The following is a 19,079-nucleotide window of genomic DNA, read 5'->3' on the forward strand; positions in this document are numbered from 1 at the left end:
TCCAGTAATGATTCATTAAGTAATATTTAAAACTTGAATAAGTTAATTTCAAAAAAATAGCCGCTAAATAATTAGCAGCTATCTGTTTTAATACTCTTTCATTTAACGAACTAAAGCTAAATCAGGTGTGAACTACTTTTGCCCAACAAGGCGGCAAATCGTTTCAGACACTAAATAACTCTTCTCGAATGAAGTTATTGGTAAAAACTCAAAGCGAGAATGGAAGTTATGCGCACCCGTAAAATAGTTTGGCGTCACAATTCCGCGAGCAGACAGCGCTGAACCATCAGTGCCCCCACGCATTGGAATGATGTTTGGCTCGATATGATGAATTTTTAACGCTTCGAGAATAATATCTACCGCAGTACGATCTTCACCGATGGAATCGCTGATATTGCTATACACATCATCAATTTTGAACTCCACTTTCGCGCGTGGATGACGAGTGCGAATCAGTTCAATACTTTCAGCAATGAAACGCTTACGGGCTTCAAAACTTGGGCGGTCAAAATCACGGATCGCCATTTTGATTTTCGCTTCGTTCGGGTTTGCGGCTAGATCTGTAATATAGAAATAGCCTTCACGGTGTTCAGTGTGTTCCGGCGTATCAAAACGATCGAAACAACCAATAAAATCATGTGCCACTCGAATTGGGTTTAACAATACGTTTTTCGCTGACATTGGGTGAGCCGTGATCCCCTTAATTTCCACTTCAATAGAAGCCGCATTAAAGGTTTCAAAAACCACTTCACCGAGTGCACAGCAATCGATGGTGTAAGCAAAATCCACTTTGAAACGAGAAAGATCCATGATTTTGGAGCCACGAAGACCAATTTCTTCATCTGGCACAAACGCCACATAGATATCGCCACAGTCAAAGTCTGCATTTTGCAGCTTATCCATCAGCTCCATGACAACCGTAATGGCCGCTTTATCATCCGCCCCCAAAACACTGGTTCCGTCACTGAAAATAATTTCATCACCCACATAAGCTGTAGCTTCTGGGTGTTCAGCGGTTTTAAACCACACATCTTCCTGCGCATTCAGGCATAAATCAGCACCTTCATACTTTAATGTTTGTGGCTTGATCACCGGAGATAAACCTACATCGACAGTATCTAAATGAGCCACAAACCCGATTTTAGGGGCATTCGGTTTATTACCTGGACGCATTCCATATAAAATGGCATGTTCATCAACATACACCTCTTTCAAGCCGTAGCTTTCTAACTCTTTTGCCAGAAGATTTGCCAGTTCGCGCTGACCTTCTGTGCTCGGTACAACAGAGCTCGCTGCATCACTTTGGCTTTCAATGGCCACATAACGATAAAAACGTTCTTCTAACTTCTTACCTAATTCTTTCATTTCTCATACCTTTTACTTATTGTGCAGGCTGCCATGTATAACCGCTGTCAAAACCGATTGGAATATCGAATGCCCAGAACAGATACAGTGTTGCTGTTAAGGTAATTAATAAACCGATGGTGAATGGGATCATCATGGAACATAAGGTTCCGATACCTGCATTTTTATAATATTTTTGGCAATACATTAAAATCAGCGGATAGAACGGGAACATTGGTGTACTCACGTTCATCGCAGAGTCACTTACACGGAATGCTGCTTGGGTTAATTCTGGCGAAATTCCGACTGCCATTAACATTGGCACTAAAACTGGTGCCATAATCGCCCATTTTGAGGTCGCTGACGTGATCATGATATTTAACACGGCAGTTAATAAAATCACCCCAAATACCGTCATTCCCGATGGCATATCTAAAGTTCGCAGTAATTCCGCACCCGATAAGGCTAATAATGTCCCTAAGTTAGAGTGTTGGAACGAATACAGGAATTGCGCCGCAAAGAAAGCAAACACAATAAATGGGATCAGTGATTTGGTAATATTTTCCATCGCCTTAACCACATCTTTGGTCGAGGTGAAAGATTTGGTCATATAACCGTACACAATGCCCGGTAGTGCAAAGAAGATGAACAATAATGGCACAACAATCTGCATGATCGGGGCTTTAGGGCTGGTTAAGCTGCCGTCTGGACCACGTAGTGGTGAATTTTCAGGCCATAACAGCGCAAATAACCCTACGCCTAATGCAATTACCATTAACCCAGCAACACGAAATGCGCGATGCTCTTGTGGTGTGATTTTACCTAAATCTTGCTCAGCATCCGTATCAACGTCAGATTTGGTGATTGGCGCGTTTTTATTTAACCACGGCTCAACGATTTTTTCGGTGATAAACCAACAAGTAAAAATAACGCCGAAGGTTCCGCCCAAGCTAAAGAAATAGTTACACAGCACGTTGACACTGTAGCCTGGCGCTAACATTTGCGCGGCATCTTGCGTAAAGCTCTGCATGATTGGGTCAATAATCGATGGCGTATAACTTGCAGTGAATCCACCCGCTAAACCGGCAAATGCCGCTGCAATACCCGCTAAAGGATGGCGACCACTAGCATAAAACATCATTGCCGCGACTGGCATCAAAATAACGTAGGCTGAGTCAGAAGCAACGTGAGAAACGATCCCGACGAACACAACGGTTGGAGTCAACATTTTAGGTGAAATAAAAGAAAGCATTTTTTTCAGCGCTGTATTAATAAAGCCGCTACTTTCTGCAATCCCAATACCTAAGGTGGCAACAATTGTTATTCCGAGAGGAGGGAAATTAATAAAATTTTTAACCGCTGATGTCACAAATAATATGATTTCTTCATACTGAAACATATTAATAACGGAAATTTTTTCTTTAGAAATAGGATGGTGATAACTGAAATCTACAAATGAGAGTAGATAGGATAAAAACCAACATATTACTAGGGCGTAAACAAATAGCATTGTCACATCTGGCATAACGTTACCGATGCGCTCAACACGATTTAAAAAACCCTTTTTCTGAGGTAGTGTTTTAGTTGTCATAGTTGCAAGTTACTTATGTTATTAGAATAGAAACTTTATCACAGTAAATAACCCATTTAGAAAAGTAAAACACTTTCTTACTTTATTTTAACAGAATAAAAAGCAGACAATCATTCTAGTTAATAATGCTTATATTATTAGTTTTATTCTAAATCCAACTACCTGAAATTTTATTTTAGCTTATGTTTACTCTCGCTTTATATTGCTTAAGTCATTTTTTTATTTATTTAAGCTCACGCTAAAAGAAATGATTATTATTCCCTTTAGCGTGATTGATAAATTAATCTAAAGATTATTATTCTCGTTTTAGTTTTTCAGTATTAGCAATAAAAAGAGCAATAACTAAAACTAAAATAGCACCAGCATGCAGCAGCGTAGTCATCGGATCACTGTGGTCAACAATAATGAGGCGAATAATGGCCGTGATACCAATGTAGATAAAATAGCGTAATGGAAAATGATAACCTGACATAAAGTACTTTATAATCAAAGCAATAAACTCAAAATACAGAAAATAAATGACAATTCCTTCTAAAAGCTCATACGCTTTAGCCTCTTGATCCCCTCCAAACATCAACGATGCCATCGTAAATGTTTCTTTTGCCAAGAAGAAAACCAGCACCCCAGCAAGCACAATTAAACCTGCGTTAAGAACCCATTGTAATACCCAAGCGATATTACTCGCATGGCGCATTCCTTTCATATTATTCATTAATCATTCCTCGGGTTACTCTCTCTACGTTTAAAATAGATAATTTACTTTTTCCATTTACCTTAGATTAAGCATAACCTTTCAACATTATGTAAAAAAAACAAAATAGAATGACTTAATTATAATTGAAATTTTTGACGCTGACATTACAAATGAATGTTTAGATTACCTTAAGATAAATAGCAGGTAATAATACCTGCTATAAGATTGGCATTTAGGATTTATTGGCGAACAAGTTTAATATATCTTGCTCAGTTAGCATTGGCGTCTTTTCAACAAAATTATAATAGCTAGGCTTACAATCAATATAAATTTGTGTTCCCATTTTAGCATTTTTGCTTTCTTCAAATAGCGGGGCTGAAATGTAATACGTTGACGGCGAATGTAAATGATAAAATAGATGAGTACCACACTGCTTACAGAAAGCCCTTTCAGCCCATTCCGATGAAGCAAAACGGGTAATGAACTCGTTACCTTCAATTTCAGGCTCACCTTCATAGCCGATGGTCATTCCGGGACCGCCATTCCATTTTAGGCACATGTCACAATGGCAAACATGAACGGTATCGATAGGGTGATTGATAGTCAGTTTAACTGACCCACATAAACATTGTCCTTTAGGCATGATCCAGTCCTCTATTGATGCAGCTAGATTCAAAAAAAGGAACCTAAGGTTCCTTTTTTAATTAAAGATCGTCTGAGTTGGATTTATTTGATGACCCAACCTCTTTGAAAAGATACCAGCAGAAATAAAGCAGCGCGAAAATGCCGACAACAAGTAACACCCATAATGCGATAGTCATCCAATCTAAGCCTTCTTCCACGGGCTTATCTTGGGTTCTTTTCTCCACACCACCTAATTCCAATACTTTACCTGTCGTTGTGATTTCAGGGAAATCCTCCATCACGTTTTCAACACTTTCATTCTTACCAATAAGTTGAGTGTAGTTAACATTATCTAAGGTGGCTTGTTTGTTTCCCCACACAAGCAAATAAGGCGAAGCTCCTTGTATATTAACAATCAAATTCACGGCATCACGCAACCCATAAATCGTAGGTGGCAACTCATCCCAGCTGCCTTTTAATGCAGTGATTCTGAGTCCTTTAATTTGCTTATCGTGGATCATTAAATTCGGATTACTCGCTTTATCACCATCATTGATTTGGTTGAAAACCATCACATTCGCCAACAATTTCCATTCCTCATCACTATTGGCAATATATTCTATTTTCAGCGGTACCACGCGATTTGATTGTTGTAGCTTAATGCTGATTTCATTCAATGGTTGCGGTGTTGGCAAGCGATAAATCACTTGCTCTCGCGTGATACCATCGTTCGTCACTTCAAAGAGGAAAGATTCCTGACGATGGAAAGAGTTCATCACATACTGCAATCCAGTCACAGACTGAAGAAGTGGAATTTCATGCTCTGGCGCGCTAACTGTTACTAACATCAAGTATGGCGCGACGGGGCCAGTACTTTCCCCTCTTAATAATTCAATGGTATTACTCGCCACAACGCCTGAGTCTAATTTCAGGCTCATGACAGGTTGATTCGACGCTATATTTACCCAGTTTTTCTTATCAGTACTGTAATAAACAAAAACTTTGGCTTGCCAGTCCTGATTATTCTGAGCCCAACCTAAATCTAAAGTTGATAAAACCCCGCTGTCTTTGAGTTGATCACGCGTCAGTAAATAGGCCTGATAATTGGTTTTATCTTTTCGTTGTAAATTCGGCAATTCAATACGGGTTGTTTTACCTGGCTCAGCTTCCACCAGTATATATTGGCTATCAAATTGAGCATCATCGTTAGGGTTCACATTATCTGCACGAGTGACTAAGCGTTGAAAATTAAATTTAACATTGGTCGTCGCAACAGATTTATTGGTATCGAAAAATAACGCCGTTGGAATTTCATTCCCTGTTCCATTGAAAATACGAATATCTTGCAGCGTATCTGGATACGCAGATCCCATATAGGCAGCTGCGGGTAACTCTAACCAGTAGAACGGGCTGCTTCTATCCGGAGTGGTAAGCTCTTCTCCTTGATAAAAATCGTAGGGGCTTGCTTGCTTAGAATCATTAGCACTAAGGTCATTGGCTTTAGAATCGCTAGCATAGCTTCCAAATGATAATAAGCATATTGAGGAAAAGAGAGCACCCCATGCACATAATGTTGTTATGTTTTTCACGGCTATTTTCATGCAGTTCATCGCTATTTATCCTGTACCTCAATGTCCGTTTTATGCTTTGGTGGTAATGGGGAGAAATAACCCACAACCAAGATCAACACCGCCACGGCAATAAAGGAGACCGCACGGGAAATACCATCCTGCCCATACACATCAATAAGAAATAGTTTTGCAATCACACAAGCGAAAATCGCTGCACCACCAAACCACCATGTTCGACTTTTCTTCACGGCCGCAATCACCATGCAGAATAGTGCGGCTATGGCCCAGCTAATGGAAAGAACCGTTTGAACGAGACGCGAATCAAATAAGATATTCTCATTCCAAGGAATATTCGCGAAATCAGCTGTCGCACGAAGAATGATGCCGTTATACCAGAAGATAGCTAATCCAATGATCACCACCATTAAACCTTTCACTACCCCAATTTCAATAGGCGTTATTTTTCTTAGCTTCTCGATAAAACCTTTGCGCATCAATAACAGCGCTGCAATGCTAAACAGTCCCGCTTCATCTAGCGGGTTAACTAATGGGACGTAACTCCAAAACGTGAGTTTGCCATCTTCAAAGTTTGACCAATATGAAAGCACCGCCAGCACTGCCATAAGTGGTAATAGACTATACCAATACAACAAGCCTTTACGGCGCATTGGTACAAATTTGTTATGTTGCAACCAGTAGAGAATCAATACCACTAAGGTTATCGACATAATGTAGATGAAGTAACCCAGTTCGTGCATTCCCCACGGAAGGTTAGCCACAAACCAGTTAACTTGCGTCGCACAAAAACCAATAATTAACCATAGGTTGGCAACGTGCATTCCACGTCGAATATACAAGTTTTGGGTACGATAAGCGTGCATCACATACAGAACTGAACTTCCCAAGATCACAGGCCAAATCAGCGAGCCTTCCCCACGCCCCATCGGATTTTCTGCATAAATAAAATCTAATGTTAAGTAATAGTAAGCCACTGCCCATAATGAGAACTGGCATAAAACTAATGGTATCCAATTGATTTTTTGACCACCAAGACGCCAGCACCATGCTGAGATCAGCACCACAGCCAAAATAATTAAGCTTTCCGTTTCACTGTTCCATGACAGCATGTCAGTAAATTCAGGCACCCAGGCAAACCAAACTAATAACCCAAGGAGCAAAAATGCATAACTGAGTGCGGTAAAATAGCTCGCATCTTTCTGGCGCACATGAAATAACCCGCCAGCACAGAAACAAGCGGCTATCAGGCTCGGCAGCATGTAAATAACATTATCGCTCCAATAGTAATATGGATAGTCGCTTAATATGATTAAAGCGCTAACCGCAATAAGCAATGACGAGAGCAACGCTAATTTTTTATGCCCTTGATTGAGGGCAAACCACAGCATAGCGAAACCTTGTAATGACCAAACAATCGTCGTCCATCCAAATGACAAGGCAAGCGGTACTGCCAACGTTACGAAGCTAGCCCCAATAATGATATTACCTAGAGCCATATTCTTACCCGCAGCATTAAAGCGTTTATGAAGTCGTAAGCTGGCAATGAGATACAGTAAGCCAATAAGTAGAGAAATAAATGCTGGCAATAATCCGATGCCATCCGAAATAGCAAATTGCAAGGCAATACTCATTAATGGAGGGAAAAATAATAGCGTGTTATCAACAACGAGCTGTTTATTATGTTCGAAACGTAAGGCGAATAACTGAGTTAATGCGTTGAATACAATCAAGTTAGCAATAATAAATAGCTGGCATGATAGATAATAATCATAATGATAATTGTCCATTCCCCATAATATTGCCACGCCATAAGTCATAAACATGCCGACTAGATTTAACGGGCGCCAAGCTTGCCAGAAACTGATGACTAAAATCCCTATCGATAACATTAAGTAATAGGAGAATAAAACAATATGGCTACCGCCCCCAGTGGACAGTAATATTGGCGCTAAATAACCCCCTAACGACGCTAAAATTGCTAAGCTAATCGTACGCTGTAATAATGCCAACCCAATACTTGCACAACAGATAATTAGCATCGCCGCAAATGCAAACCCATAGGGGATCATGGTGTATAACTTGAAAGCGGCAAAAACAGTAATGTACAAGCAGCCAATAGCGCCGCCTTGTAATATCAGGCCAAATAACGCTTTCTTCGTGCGTAACCACCAACCTGTACCTAGTAAAACTAAACAACCCGCAGCGCTGAAGACAAGCCTTAGCTCAGGCGAAATAATCTCATTTTGTACGCTGTAATTCAGTAAATAGGCAACGCCTAAAAATAATAATAAAATTCCTATCTTCGCCAGCGGATTACCTGTCACTAGCCACGTGAAGAAATGGGCAAAAATGGATTTATTTTCTGTTTTATTCTGAGATGATGTCGCCTGACTTGGCTTTGGCTTATCAAAACGATTTGGATTAACGGCTATCGGGCTAACTGCATTAACTTGTTTGTCACTGGACACTGCCGCTGGCTGCGGCATAATTTGAGGTGCTTGGTGTTGAAGATCTTGGATTGCAATTTCAAGTGTATCCACTTGATACTTATGATGTTGGATATCACCTTGATGGGATACTGGATTTTCTTCATCCGTATCAATAGTGTGAACAGGCTGAAGGCCGTTATCACGAGCTATTTCGGCTTCTAACGAGGCAACCTTTTGGTTCAACTGATTAATTTGGTATTGCATTCGACCAGTACGATTAATCGCAATGATAGCTAGCACAGGGGCAACTATCACAAACGCAATTAAAATGAGCCCTAGGAGTATCCATGTATCCACAAATAGGTTTCCTTCTTTAATCCAATGCCAGTAACCCAAGATTAGTTAACAGGATCTTAGAATACACAGTATCAATCGACATTATTCAATAATCGTCCTAGTTTAGAGACGAATAACTAAATTGCCAACAGTGGGTAACAAACTGTTACAAAATAACTCTTTTTAAGAGTATTCACGGATTAATCTATTCTATCATCTTATTATTTAACTATCATAAAATGATAGTACATTTTTAATATTTTTTAGACCAGAAAAACACATTTTCAAATAATTATTTTTCTCACCACTGAATCCCCTATTACTTTATTAATAACTTATTAATTTCAATAATCCATTTTTGATACTTTTTATTTATTAGGAAAAATATGCAGATAATAGGTGTATTTTCGTGTGATTATGTTATTAATTTATAGGCAAATTCACCAATAAGTTATTTAACAAATAACGACTGTCTTTTATCGATATATTTAAAAAATATGTATTGTCCTAAATAACGCAAAGGAATACCTATGTTATTACACATAATACTTGAAGCCCTAAGTCCCATCGTACTCGGTCTTGCCGTAGGGTGGTTATCGGGTAAATATGGCTTCGTGAAACGGGAATATTCGCAAGCGTTTGCCGACTTTGTTGTCAAAATCGCCTTACCATTTGCATTATTCCTTGCTGCAGTTCAAGCCCCTCCTTCAGTTTTACTGAATGTGGATTACTTGATAGCACTAGCAGTCGGGTTAATTGCATCCTATGTCATTGGTTTTGTGGTCGGTAAAGTATTTTTCCGTCACAATAAAACCGATGCTGCGATGCAAGCATTGTCTGTTTCATTCCCAGATATGGCGTACTGTGGGCCACCAGTTTTACTGGCAACTGTCGGTTCATCCGGTTTAATTGCCATGGTTCTCGGTAACTTAATCTATACCGTCATCATCATTCCATTTACCTTATTAATGATCAGCGGATCAGCGAATGGCAATGGTATTCTGAAGTCTGTTGGTAAAGCCGTCATTCAGCCATTAGTTTTCCTGCCTGTTTTAGGGGCAATTCTGGCAATTTGTGGCGTAAAACTACCTGAAATCCTACAAAACTCAGTCAATGAACTCGGGAAAACAGCAGGTGGTGTGGCCCTCTTCTTCCTCGGTTTATTACTTTCCGGTATTAAACTCACAATCAATAAAGAAATTATCTTTAACGTTTTTGTGAAAAACTTTGTACAGGCGGCGCTTATTCTTGGAACTGGCCTCGCATTAGGGTTACAAAGTGATTTATTAAAAGCGGCATTTATTATCGGTGTGTTACCGACGGCAACGGCTGTACCTGCGTTAGCTATCAGTAATAAAGCCTATACTGAAACCTCTGCGGGAACCGTATTACTCAGTACCATTGCGGCATTGATTTCAATTATTGGCGGGATCACCATCGTCGAAATGCTGTAATGCGTCTTTGATATGTCAACAGGCGGAGTTCGCTCCGCCCTTTCCATCCCTTAACCTTCCGCTTTAACCTCAATAAAACGCCGTTTTATTCGCCCAAAAATTACCAAGTTGATCACAAAAATCGTATCATAGGCGCGATAATTTTTTAGCCCTAGGAATAACACCAAAATGAAAATTAGCGATGAACTCGCGTCTGCTATCGCGTCAGTGACGGAAGTTGCTGCCATTGCCGCGTTTGAATGGGTAGGGAAACAAGATAAGAATGCAGCGGATAACGCTGCGGTTGAAGCCATGCGAAATCGACTCAATGAAATTGATTTTCATGGAAAAATCGTAATTGGCGAAGGGGAAATTGACGAAGCGCCAATGCTGTATATTGGTGAGCAAGTCGGCAAGCAATCTAGTGAACATCATTTAGATATCGCGGTCGACCCCATTGATGGCACCCGAATGGTGGCATGTAATGAGCACAATGCCATTGCCGTTTTAGCGGCCGCACCAACAGGAACATTGCTGCAAGCCCCCGATATGTATATGGAAAAAATGGTCGTCGGCGCAGCAGCAAAAGATGCCGTTCACCTAAAAAATCCATTAGAGAAAAACCTCGAGTTTCTCTCTGCGGCATTGGATAAGCCAATTTCCATGCTTAACATTGCCATTCTCGATAAACCTCGCCACCAGCACATTATTAAAACCATCCGTAACTTTGGCGCCAACGTCATCACCATTCCTGACGGCGATGTTCTTGCATCACTGCTAACAATCTTACCAGAGCACCCTATTGATATGATGTATGGTATCGGTGGTGCGCCAGAAGGCATCATTAGTGCAGCCATTGCCCGCGCATTAGGTGGAGACATGCAAGCGCGCCTTGTTCCTCGTAATAAGGCCAAAGAAGACACCGAACAAAATAAACTGTTAGCGGCGCAAGAAGCGATTCGTTGCCAGCAGATGGGTATCGAAATTGGAGAGATTTTAACATTGGATATGATGGTGAATACGTCCGATGTGATTTTCTCGGCTACGGCTATCACGCCAACGGTGCTGATGAATGGTATCTCGAATGATCTACATAGTCGCAGCGCGAGCACCATTTTAGTCAACGGCAATAACCGTTCGATGAAATTAATTAGCAATCGGTATTTTAAATAACATATGCTTTGAATAATCATGCATTAAAAAAGGGCGATATCTCTATCGCCCTTTTCAATTTTATCACTGACAGAACAAATTAATGCTGTTCTTGCGTCATACGGTTTAATAACGGCGCGGTAAATACCATCACAATAGCAATCGCCCCCGTTACCAGACCAATCTTCATAAAGACATCGCTGTAGACAGCCAGTGATTCAACTTTACTGGTGATTTCGCCTTGAGGTGCAGCCGCCATAGAAGCAACATAACCCGCAATAAATGCCGCAGCAGAGTTAGTTAAGAACCATGCGCCCATGATAAAGCCCATCAGACGTTGTGGAACTAACTGTGCCACCATCGCCAGACCCAGACCTGAAATCATCAGCTCACCGATACTTTGGAAACCGTAGCAGATAACTAACCATTGAACAGAAACAATACCCGCTTCGTTCGCGAATTTTGCTCCTAATGGCAGTACTAAGAACGCCGCTGAACACAGTAACATCCCGATAGCGAATTTATGTGGCATCGGTAAGTTATCGCCCATTTTGTTATAGATTGCCGCCAAAATTGGGCTACCAATCATGATCCATAATGGGTTTAAGGCTTGATACTGAGCAGGCTCAATCGCAAAACCGAAAACTTCATGCTCCACGTTATGCAGTGCGAAGAAGTTCAGTGAGGTTGGCATTTGGCTATACAGTACGAAGAAAACAATCGCTTCGAGCATCAGGATCAACGCGACCGCCATACGGCGACGAGCAATACCTTTAAGTGCCATCATCTCTTTGATAAAGATAACTAAAATACCCAGAGAGATCACCGCCAGTGCCGCACGCGCAATGCCTAAGTTGTGCAGTAACCAGTTTGAAATCGCAATGAGTGCAACCACACCGACGATAGTCATCAGTAATTTGGAGATAACAACAGGCGCGAAGTCAGGTTTTGAACCGTGATCTGCGACCCATTTTTTGCACATGTAGAAGTTAATTAAGGTGATGATCAGGCCCACTACGCTGAGGGAGAATGCGACATCCCAGCCGTAATGTTTCGCTAACCATGGCGTTGCCAGCATTGAGAAGAATGAACCAATGTTAACGGACATATAGTACATAGTGAATGCACCGTCCAAACGTGGGTCATTTTTGTCATAACAGGTAGATAATAATGATGATGGGTTCGCTTTAAACAGACCATTACCTACCGCGATGGTAGCAAGTCCGAGGTAAACCATCGACACATCATGCCCAGAGTACGCAACGAACGCATAACCGACAATCAGCACTACCGTACCAAGGACAATCGCACGCTTAGTCCCTAAAACTTTATCCCCTAACCAACCACCGATGGCAACGAAGCCATAAACCAGTGCAGAGAATGCCGCGAATAACGTAATAGATTCCGCTTCCGACATGCCAAGCACTTGGCTGAGATAGATTGGGAGGATCCCCTGAAGACCGTAGTAACCAAAACGTTCCCAGAGTTCGATAGAAAAGATGAGATAGAATGAACGAGGTTGCTTAAACGCGTTAAGACTGACTTCCTCTTTGTTATTTGTTGTGGACACAAGTTACCTCTAATACAACCTGTACGTATGCAAAAAAACCACGGGACGCTGTCTGCACCCTCGCATTGTTATGGTCTCAAGAATTCAAGCTTTAGAAGATTCACTTTTGGTAGGAGGAGTATCAATCCCTGACCTCAAAACAAACAAAACTGTGTGTAAATATTGTTTATGAATCGCGAACATAAAATTCAATGAGTTAAAGCATATTTGATTATTTATTCAGCATTATGGCGAATATATGCCAAGCCAAACAGAATAATCAATTAAGCAATATATGCTATTTATGCACCAAAACTAAAGAATTAGCTAGTGTTAATTACTACATCTATGGATCGTTATCGTGATTAACTTCAATTTTTTACAAAATCATGAAATTATTATCGCCCATTAAATAATCACTTGTTCACTATATGTTAAGCATATTGTTCTATCTTTAATCATTTTACTCGCAGAGTAACACCCTATAAACACCACAAACATACCGCGTAGCACCCTGCGGATATTTCGTCTTGGTGGTAATAAAAACTGAATAGAAAATGAATTTAGATAGGTGATTATTTATTGACGTCACTACTGCGTGTTTATTTATCGAACAAAATAACGGAGTGAGATAAAAATAAAGGGGTATTTGTAGGAAGAGTCGTATTTTATGCAAAAAAAAGCCCAGCGACTAAAACTGGGCATAATGCATTCTATTAAGGATCGTACTACTAATTCAAACTACACGACATAGATGCATTATTGCATTACTTCATGTAAAGAAATGAATGTTGAGGGTAAATATATGAATGTTGAGGGTAAATATATGAATGTTTACACAAGCAAACAGTGATATATATGTAATTAAGACCCTTGATAGCCTCAAAAGGTTCATCTTTTTTTTAATTATTTTTAATCTTTTTTATAACATCATGATTTATAATCATTTAATGTGTAAAAATAATTTTAAGAATCGCAAGAATGGCAATTGCGTCGCTGGCTGCAACCCGTTAACCTACCCTTTAGGAATAAATGGCTAAAATTCATCCCAAGGAAGCTCAGTGAAACAGTTTACTCTCCCCCTCATCATCCTTTGCTCATTATTCATTAATTTGAGTCATGCAAAAACGGTGGCTCCTGTTGCACCCTCTTCAGTCGTGGATGAAAAAACGCTCACACAATTAGCCGATAGCGGGCAAGCGGAAGCTCAGTTTAATTTAGCCATGTTTTATCAGTCTCATGGTCAGCTCGATAAAGCGGTGTACTGGTATAAACTATCCGCTAGCCAACATTTTACCAAAGCACAAATCAACCTCGCGTTGATGTACCAGCAAGGGGCTGGCGTTGGTAAAAATCCCAAAGAGATGCTGCATTGGATGGAAGCGGCAGCCAATGCTGGTGACCCTATTGGCCAAATGAATATGGCAGAATATACCTTAGAGGGCATCCCAAACCTATTGGAGAAAAATCCACAACAAGCATTAAGCTGGCTAGAAAAAGCCGCAGCACAACAGTTGCCCGCAGCGCAGCTAACTTTAGCTTATTGGTATGAAAAAGGTGTCGTCGGAGATGAAGACCCTCAAAAAGCCAATCAAATCTACCTCGCTCTAGCTGAAAAAAATCAGCCGCAAGCGCTCTATTTATTAGGTTATCAAGCAGCAACGGGAATGTATGACAAAATCAATTACACCGCGGCGTTTCAGTATTTTACGCGCTCTGCGGAGTTAGGATTTTCCCCCGCACAAAATAGCTTAGGTATGCTCTACTTGGCAGGTCAAGGCACTAAACGCGATACCGTTTCCGCCATTAAGTGGCTCACCCTCGCCGCTCAGCAAGGGGAAGTTTCCGCCCAGTTTAATTTAGCGTTAATTTACGCACGAGGTGATGGCATCACCGCCGACCAAGCGAAAGCCTGCCAGTGGTTTATCAAGGCCGCCAACCAGCGCAGCCGTGATGCTCAGTATGCCAGCGGAGCGTGTTATCAGTATGGAATGGGCGTACCGCAAGATGACACGAAAGCGTTATATTGGTATCGACTCGCCGCCAAGCAAGGCGACGAACGCGCCCAGAAGAAAGTGATGATTATGGAAAATGAGTTACAGAATGCAGGCAAAGGGAAATAGCCCTAAGATTATCTGCATGAAATAACTCAAAGTACCGAGCGCTTAAATTTCCAGTGCCGCAACAATTGCCGCTTCCATTTTTTCTGGAGTCGTAAACGGTGCAAAGCGCTTAATTGGCTTACCATCACGTCCAATCAGGAATTTAGTGAAATTCCACATAACTCGACCGCCCAGCAGCCCCGGTAGCTCACTCTTCAGATAACGAAATACTGGGTGCGCTGCGCTTCCATTGACGTCTATTTTCTCGAACATCGGAAAACTCACACCGTAATTAATGTAACAGGTCTGCCCAATTTCCTCTGCACCGCCGGGTTCCTGTTTCCCAAATTGATTGCAGGGGAAACCCAGCACGACCAAACCCTGATCTGTATATTTTTTGTAGAGTGCTTCAAGACCTTCATATTGCGGTGTAAAGCCACAATGGCTGGCTGTATTTACAACTAAAACTACCTTACCCGCGTAGTCCGCCATAGACATGCGCTGCCCGCCAAGGCTTGTTGCTGTCAGTTGATAAAAAGTGGTCATCGTAACGTCCTCAAAGATAAAACATTATGAAATAAGTGAATACGCGATGGATTCTATTTCTTTAATATTTCCAAATGCCCTCATTCTCAACGCAAGATTCCACTTGCTCAATGTGTGTGCGTTACTCACCAACTGCTCTCGAGCCTGAACGCCTTTACTATCGAGACGACCACTATCATTCAACCATTTGGCCACTTCTGACCAATCCCAAAGTGGTGACTGGCCACTAATACGCTGGATAGGACAAGGGAAATCCCCTTTGCCACGAGAGCCGTCTTTAAGTAAAGCAATGGCTTGGCGAGTTAAACCGGAAAGCTGGGCAATATTCCTCGCAGCGACTTAAAGCCGAAAATAGAACTCCTTCTCCTCAAACATCAGTGGCTCACCATCTGCAAGTAATTGGCGAATACTAGGACCGAGTAGATCTTGCTCGCCATCCAGCGGTGTCGGTAAGGCTCCTTGAAAACGCACTTTATTGGCACTGACTTTCTCCAATATTTGGCGGTCTTGACGGAGGATCACGCGGAATAACTTGCTTAAGACATAACGTTTGATGACTGCCGGAAGCTTGCCGCGTCGAGTGGCAATCCGTGCAAACAAGCGTAACTGGTCATTTCCATAAGGGACTAGCCAAGCGCTAACCAGCAGATTGAGCTCGTCACTGCGGTCGCGGTACTCAATTTCTGCCAGACACGGCAGACGAAAGCGCCCCATACTGATTCCACGCTCACGCTCAAACAGTCGTGAAATACACCCTGACTGTTTACCCTCTTCGCTGTACACCGCTTCGACGCCATCTGTCAGTGGATGAACTCGGGCACTAATTTGTTGCCGTTGCCTATCGTGACGGATCCAGCCAGAGTGAACAAAATGCGTGTGAAAACCGTCGAGAAAATTCTCTGCGGCATCTTGCAGAGAGCACTGCACGTCATCCGTGATCCAAAATGTATCGACTCTCTGCAAACTATCGGAGGGCGCAGCTGGTGGGATCTGCGGGCGCTCAGTGCTAAGGCTAACCCAAACTAGCCCGTGAGCTTCACAACAAGGAAAACTCTCGAGCAGCGGCTTACTTCCCGCCGCAAGGTCGGTACCGGGCACTCGGGTACATCGTCCGTCGGCGGAAAACCGCCAGCCATGATAAGGACATTCAATCTGCCCATCGCACACTTTACCCGCGCTCAATGGTGCAAAGCGGTGCGGACAACGATCGGGTAGCGCAGCAGCACGCCCGTCACTGTCGCGAAATAACACCAGCGGCGTGTCATGTAACTGGCACGCCACAGGTTGGTTTCGCAACGTGTCACTGATAACCACAGGCCACCATTGATGTTCAAACGACTTCACAGTTTTAGCTTCCTCATCATCGGTACACCAATACCATGTAACAGAAAACTCAGCACCTTCCATACAAGGCGTCGTCCCCAAGATAAATGGGCGATGTAGACCAAGCTGTATTCGATCTGCGGTTTACCGCCTCGTAAGCGTTTGAATTCAGCCGCACCAGAGCTAAAATTCAGCACCTGACGACGCTCAGCCGCTTCTTGCAGGCACAGACGGGTCAATTGTCGATACAATCCAAGCCTTTGGGGCAACGCGGTGTCATAGCCCACTATTGGCGTACTGATCACAGTGGAAAATGAAAACCAACCCAACGCGCCGTCAATACGCCCTTCTGCATTACGTAAAGCGCGAATTTCTAGCCACCCCTCACGTTGTCCCTGCTGCATCCATTGCGCACTATAATGGGGATTCAACGTACAATATTTATCCAAATAAAGCAGGTTATAAAGATGCTCTATTCTTTTGAAATCGTCATCACTCAATTCGTTACCGAGTACGACGGTATACCGGCTGCGTCGTAATAAGGTGGCATCCAGCCGAGTATTATGGTGTTTCAGAAACGGCGCTTGCTCCCCTGCTCGACCATCAAATAAATAGACTTGCCGGCTAGGAATACTCAGGTAACCATGGCTTTGCAGGCATTGGCGTAACTTACGATTACTAAAATCATTGAGCGAACGAAAGCCAATGCCATGCTCAGGAAAGTTTTGTTTCAGCAGCACAGTAATCGCTGGCAATTCAGTGACATCCCAATCATTAGGATAAAGATTGGTCGATAGCAACCAGTTGTTTACCTGCACCAATTTGTTGATCTTTCCCACATTTAGCAGGCACTCAACGGCTTGAGTCAGCAGCTTCAACGGCCAAGTCAGATAGGGGCGTCCGAGGCGCTTGATTTCTTCACGGGCGTAACCACTGTAGGCTGTTTGAGGAGATACCACATAGCAGTTGTCGTCAGGTTCGTTGCCGTCCGTGATACTGACCGGAAATTGCTGCGTTCCCGTATCGAGCAACGCCATTTTCGTGCTCACATTGCCAATCAAACACTCACTGGTACAAGCGCGGACATAGCGCCGAGCCAAGCTGTCATTCGGGCTGGCGCTCTCACTCATAATTTGATCTTCGAACAATAATTTCATGGTGTACGCTCGTCTAGCGGCTGGCCGTTCCATTCGATATCTGCCGTGGACGCCGTTAATAATCCACAGCGTCGAGATGCCGCCCGAGCAACGATTTCTGTGAGACTCCCGACTTGTGCTATTAACGGCCACCAGTCACCTTTTTGCACGATAACATCGCGAGCGACAGTATAATCACGCCAGAACGTCGGGCTCAGAGCACGTCGTGGCGCAGCAAATAACAACATCGCCAATGCGATCATTCGAGGCTCTAATGTTGGCTCAAGAACCTGCTTAAGTGAATGACTCAAGCTATTCACTAATAACTGTCGTTGATTGTCGAACAAATGCACACCGCTGGTCGCCCTCGGGTTGCATTCCAGCACATGGAAACAACCATTTTTATCTTCGATAAAGTCGAACCCTACTTGCCCGTTATAACCTGTCTCTCGTCCAAAATGCTCAAGAAATTGGCGTACAGATTCCGGTGTACTTGGCTGGAAATAGATCCCAGAACCGCGACCCACTCGGTAGTGCGGGTGATAACAGCTGTGGGCGCGCAACTCACCGTCAACTAAAACACTAAAACTGCAAAATTCCTGCCCTTCGATAAATCGCTGCGCAACCCAAGGCTCGGTCTGAGTGGGCTGCACGTTATTTAGTTGTTGGGCTGGCGGGCGGATCAAAGTTTGTGAGGCAAAGCGTGAATACGCGGGTTTGAACACCCAATTTGCAGCATCATCCGCGAATGCGAGCAATGCTTGACTATCGGTCAGTAGATGGGTTTCAGGGGCAGCGACAGGCCAGCCATTCGTCATGGCTGCAAAATCCCCTTTATGATGCAAACGATGCAGCATTGGGAAGTCACTGGTTAATATCCGACACAACGGCTGCAATCGTTCAAGACCATGAGCCAAGTAAAACACTTCTTCGCAAGTGGGCAGTAGCAGGTCGATATGTTGATTTTCGATCGCCGTCGCAAGGGCTTCAACCCAAGCAGTCGGGTTCTGTCGAGGTTCCGGTAGGCGGACATAATGTTGCACGGAGCAACTAAAGCGGCTCAGCGGCTGACTGAGCGAATCACCGACACTGACAGTCCATCCTGCCTCATTAAACGCTCGCGCCCATTCGAGACAGGCCGGCGCACGAGCGCCAAGGATCAGTACGTTCATAACAACCTTTTGGGACATTGGCGCAAACACCTTCACGCAGACTTCAATCGTCTACCTTC

General features: G+C 42.9%; 14 protein-coding genes. 3 read left to right on the forward strand and 11 right to left on the reverse strand.

The annotated features are described in order from the left end of the window. Window positions 1-132 precede the first annotated feature (132 nt). From pepT to PR799_RS02325, 6 genes are all read right to left on the reverse strand, one after another. Window positions 133-1,365 (reverse strand): peptidase T, encoded by a 1,233-nt coding sequence (gene pepT / locus PR799_RS02300; RefSeq protein ID WP_272521155.1) that lies wholly within the window; start codon window positions 1,363-1,365, stop codon window positions 133-135. 16 nt (window positions 1,366-1,381) lie between these two features. Beyond that, complete coding sequence (locus PR799_RS02305; RefSeq protein WP_036951266.1) at window positions 1,382-2,935, reverse strand: AbgT family transporter; 1,554 nt, start codon at window positions 2,933-2,935, stop codon at window positions 1,382-1,384. A 295-nt stretch (window positions 2,936-3,230) separates the two neighbouring features. Continuing rightward, on the reverse strand, window positions 3,231-3,638 hold the full coding sequence (gene psiE, locus PR799_RS02310; RefSeq protein ID WP_442959385.1) for a phosphate-starvation-inducible protein PsiE: 408 nt from the start codon (window positions 3,636-3,638) through the stop codon (window positions 3,231-3,233). Between the two features lie 223 nt (window positions 3,639-3,861). Beyond that, entirely contained in the window at window positions 3,862-4,272 is a 411-nt protein-coding gene (locus tag PR799_RS02315) for a GFA family protein (protein ID WP_272521156.1), read from the reverse strand. 61 nt (window positions 4,273-4,333) lie between these two features. After that, on the reverse strand, window positions 4,334-5,863 hold the full coding sequence (locus tag PR799_RS02320) for a DUF3999 family protein (RefSeq protein WP_230088682.1): 1,530 nt from the start codon (window positions 5,861-5,863) through the stop codon (window positions 4,334-4,336). Window positions 5,864-5,865: 2 nt separating this feature from the next. Beyond that, complete coding sequence (locus tag PR799_RS02325; protein WP_272521157.1) at window positions 5,866-8,628, reverse strand: DUF2339 domain-containing protein; 2,763 nt, start codon at window positions 8,626-8,628, stop codon at window positions 5,866-5,868. Between the two features lie 509 nt (window positions 8,629-9,137). Between PR799_RS02325 and PR799_RS02330 the strand changes: the two genes are divergently transcribed. Next, window positions 9,138-10,061, forward strand: a complete 924-nt coding sequence (locus tag PR799_RS02330; protein ID WP_036951272.1) for an AEC family transporter — start codon at window positions 9,138-9,140, stop codon at window positions 10,059-10,061. Between the two features lie 174 nt (window positions 10,062-10,235). After that, the gene (glpX, locus tag PR799_RS02335; protein WP_181478713.1) at window positions 10,236-11,213 is read left to right on the forward strand and encodes a class II fructose-bisphosphatase; all 978 of its coding nucleotides are present in this window, start codon (window positions 10,236-10,238) and stop codon (window positions 11,211-11,213) included. 79 nt (window positions 11,214-11,292) lie between these two features. Here glpX and dtpA read toward each other — a convergent pair whose 3' ends face one another. Then, entirely contained in the window at window positions 11,293-12,762 is a 1,470-nt protein-coding gene (dtpA, locus tag PR799_RS02340; RefSeq protein ID WP_036951277.1) for a dipeptide/tripeptide permease DtpA, read from the reverse strand. A gap of 1,040 nt (window positions 12,763-13,802) precedes the next feature. On the opposite strand from dtpA, the gene PR799_RS02345 reads away from it, so the two are divergent. Beyond that, complete coding sequence (locus PR799_RS02345) at window positions 13,803-14,864, forward strand: tetratricopeptide repeat protein (protein ID WP_272521159.1); 1,062 nt, start codon at window positions 13,803-13,805, stop codon at window positions 14,862-14,864. Window positions 14,865-14,906: 42 nt separating this feature from the next. On the opposite strand, the gene PR799_RS02350 is transcribed toward PR799_RS02345, so the two are convergent. The 4 genes from PR799_RS02350 to PR799_RS02370 all read right to left on the reverse strand — a co-directional run bounded on the left by PR799_RS02350 (window position 14,907) and on the right by PR799_RS02370 (window position 19,038). Beyond that, the gene (locus PR799_RS02350; protein ID WP_272521160.1) at window positions 14,907-15,389 is read right to left on the reverse strand and encodes a glutathione peroxidase; all 483 of its coding nucleotides are present in this window, start codon (window positions 15,387-15,389) and stop codon (window positions 14,907-14,909) included. A 339-nt stretch (window positions 15,390-15,728) separates the two neighbouring features. After that, a complete protein-coding gene (locus PR799_RS02360; protein ID WP_272521161.1) occupies window positions 15,729-16,733 on the reverse strand; it encodes an aromatic ring-hydroxylating oxygenase subunit alpha in 1,005 nt (334 codons plus the stop codon). Continuing rightward, window positions 16,730-17,869 (reverse strand): hypothetical protein, encoded by a 1,140-nt coding sequence (locus PR799_RS02365; RefSeq protein ID WP_272521162.1) that lies wholly within the window; start codon window positions 17,867-17,869, stop codon window positions 16,730-16,732. The genes PR799_RS02360 and PR799_RS02365 overlap by 4 nt, the downstream gene beginning before the upstream one ends. Then, entirely contained in the window at window positions 17,866-19,038 is a 1,173-nt protein-coding gene (locus PR799_RS02370; RefSeq protein WP_272521163.1) for an ATP-grasp domain-containing protein, read from the reverse strand. Before PR799_RS02370 ends, PR799_RS02365 begins: the two co-directional genes overlap by 4 nt. Window positions 19,039-19,079: the final 41 nt, after the last annotated feature.

Source organism: Providencia sp. PROV202, from assembly GCF_028479565.1.
GTDB lineage: Bacteria > Pseudomonadota > Gammaproteobacteria > Enterobacterales > Enterobacteriaceae > Providencia > Providencia zhijiangensis.